The sequence below is a fragment of the Pseudomonas inefficax genome (genome assembly GCF_900277125.1).
GTDB classification, from domain to species: Bacteria; Pseudomonadota; Gammaproteobacteria; order Pseudomonadales; family Pseudomonadaceae; genus Aquipseudomonas; species Aquipseudomonas inefficax.
Genome location: NZ_OPYN01000135.1, coordinates 1 through 1,513, shown reverse-complemented (window position 1 = coordinate 1,513; position 1,513 = coordinate 1). Strand labels below are relative to the sequence as shown.

Genomic DNA, 1,513 nt, shown 5'->3' with positions numbered 1-1,513 from the left:
GACGGAGGCTGGCGCGGCACGGCGTCTCGGGTATGATGCAGGCCTCATCATTTTCCCGAGGCCCGCCCCATGTCCCTGAGTGCGGAACAGATCGGCGAATTCCGCGCCGTCGCCGAGCCCCTGGCCGATGCCGCCACCGTGGCGATCAAGCCACACTTTCGCCCCAGCCTGGACGTCGAGGACAAGGGAGGTCGCCTGTACGACCCGGTGACCGTGGCCGACAAGGCAGCCGAGGACGTCATGCGCGAGCTGATCCAGGCCCGCTATCCCGAGCACGGCATCCTTGGTGAAGAAGCCGGCGTGGCAGTCGGCAGCAGCCCGCTGACCTGGGTGCTCGACCCGATCGACGGCACTCGTGCCTTCATCACCGGCCTGCCGCTGTGGGGTACGCTGATCGCCCTGAACGACGGCACGCACCCGGTGGTGGGGGTGATGAACCAGCCGTTTACCGGCGAACGCTTTGTCGGCACACCGGAAGGCGCCTGGCGCAGCGGTACGCCGTTGAAGACCCGCGCCTGTGCCGATATGGCCTCGGCCACGTTGATGTGCACCACACCGGACATGTTCGATACCGCCGAGCGCAAGGCGGCGTTCGAAGCTGTTGCCGGCAAGGCGCGCCTGATGCGCTACGGCGGCGATTGCTATGCCTACTGCATGCTGGCTTCCGGGTTTGTCGACGTGATCGTCGAGGCGAGCCTGCAGCCGTATGACGTCCAGGCGCTGATGCCGATCATCGAAGGGGCGGGCGGGGTGATCACGGCGTGGGATGGCAGCAGCGCGCAGAATGGCGGGTGTGTGGTGGCCTGTGGTGACCCGGTGCTGCATGCGCAGGTGGTGGAGATGTTGCGTCACGCCATGTGATTCATGTGTTGCCTGTGCCGGCCTTTTCGCGGGTAAACCCGCTCCCACAGGTTCTCCACAGATGCTGAAAACTGTGTAGTAACTTGTGGGAGCGGGTTTACCCGCGAAGAGGCCGGCACAGGTATCCAAAACCCCTGATCACCGCACTTTTTCCGATTTCCGGGCTCTATGCTTGGCCAGGCCACACTGATCCTCGGTGCGGCCGCCGAATATCGACCCGGTGCCGATGGTTGCAAGCAATCCCAATGTCCTCTCCCGTCTGCTGCTGGCAGGCGCTCTCATATGCCTGTGCGCCTGCACCCAGCAGCAGGGCCGCGACATGCTCGACCAGTTCGGCAACGGCAAGCCCAGCGAACTGTTCCAGACCAGCGTCGACCGCCTGGCCACGCTGTCGATGCGCGACAACCTGCAGAGCTTGTACCTGCTGATGAACAAGCTGTACCTGCGCAACCCCAACCAGTGGAAGCTGTCCGGTTACGTGGATGCTGCCACTGCCGAGCGACAGATCCGTATCGCCATCGAGCAACGCCAGCCCTTGCCGCAACTGGGCAACCGTCGTGATCTTGCAGCCTTGAGCTACGCCCTGAGCCCCGAGTTTCGCGGTGACCGGGTCGGTGCCTTCATCTACGCCATCGGCAGCATGCTGATCACC

At 64.2% G+C, this 1,513-nt stretch carries 1 protein-coding gene and 1 pseudogene; both read left to right on the top strand.

Annotated features, from left to right (window positions below):
* Positions 1-69 precede the first annotated feature (69 nt).
* A complete protein-coding gene (gene hisN / locus JV551A3_RS15780; RefSeq protein ID WP_133978901.1) occupies positions 70-861 on the top strand; it encodes a histidinol-phosphatase in 792 nt (263 codons plus the stop codon).
* A gap of 226 nt (positions 862-1,087) precedes the next feature.
* Positions 1,088-1,513 (top strand): annotated as a pseudogene (locus JV551A3_RS15775) (hypothetical protein); the annotation flags it as partial.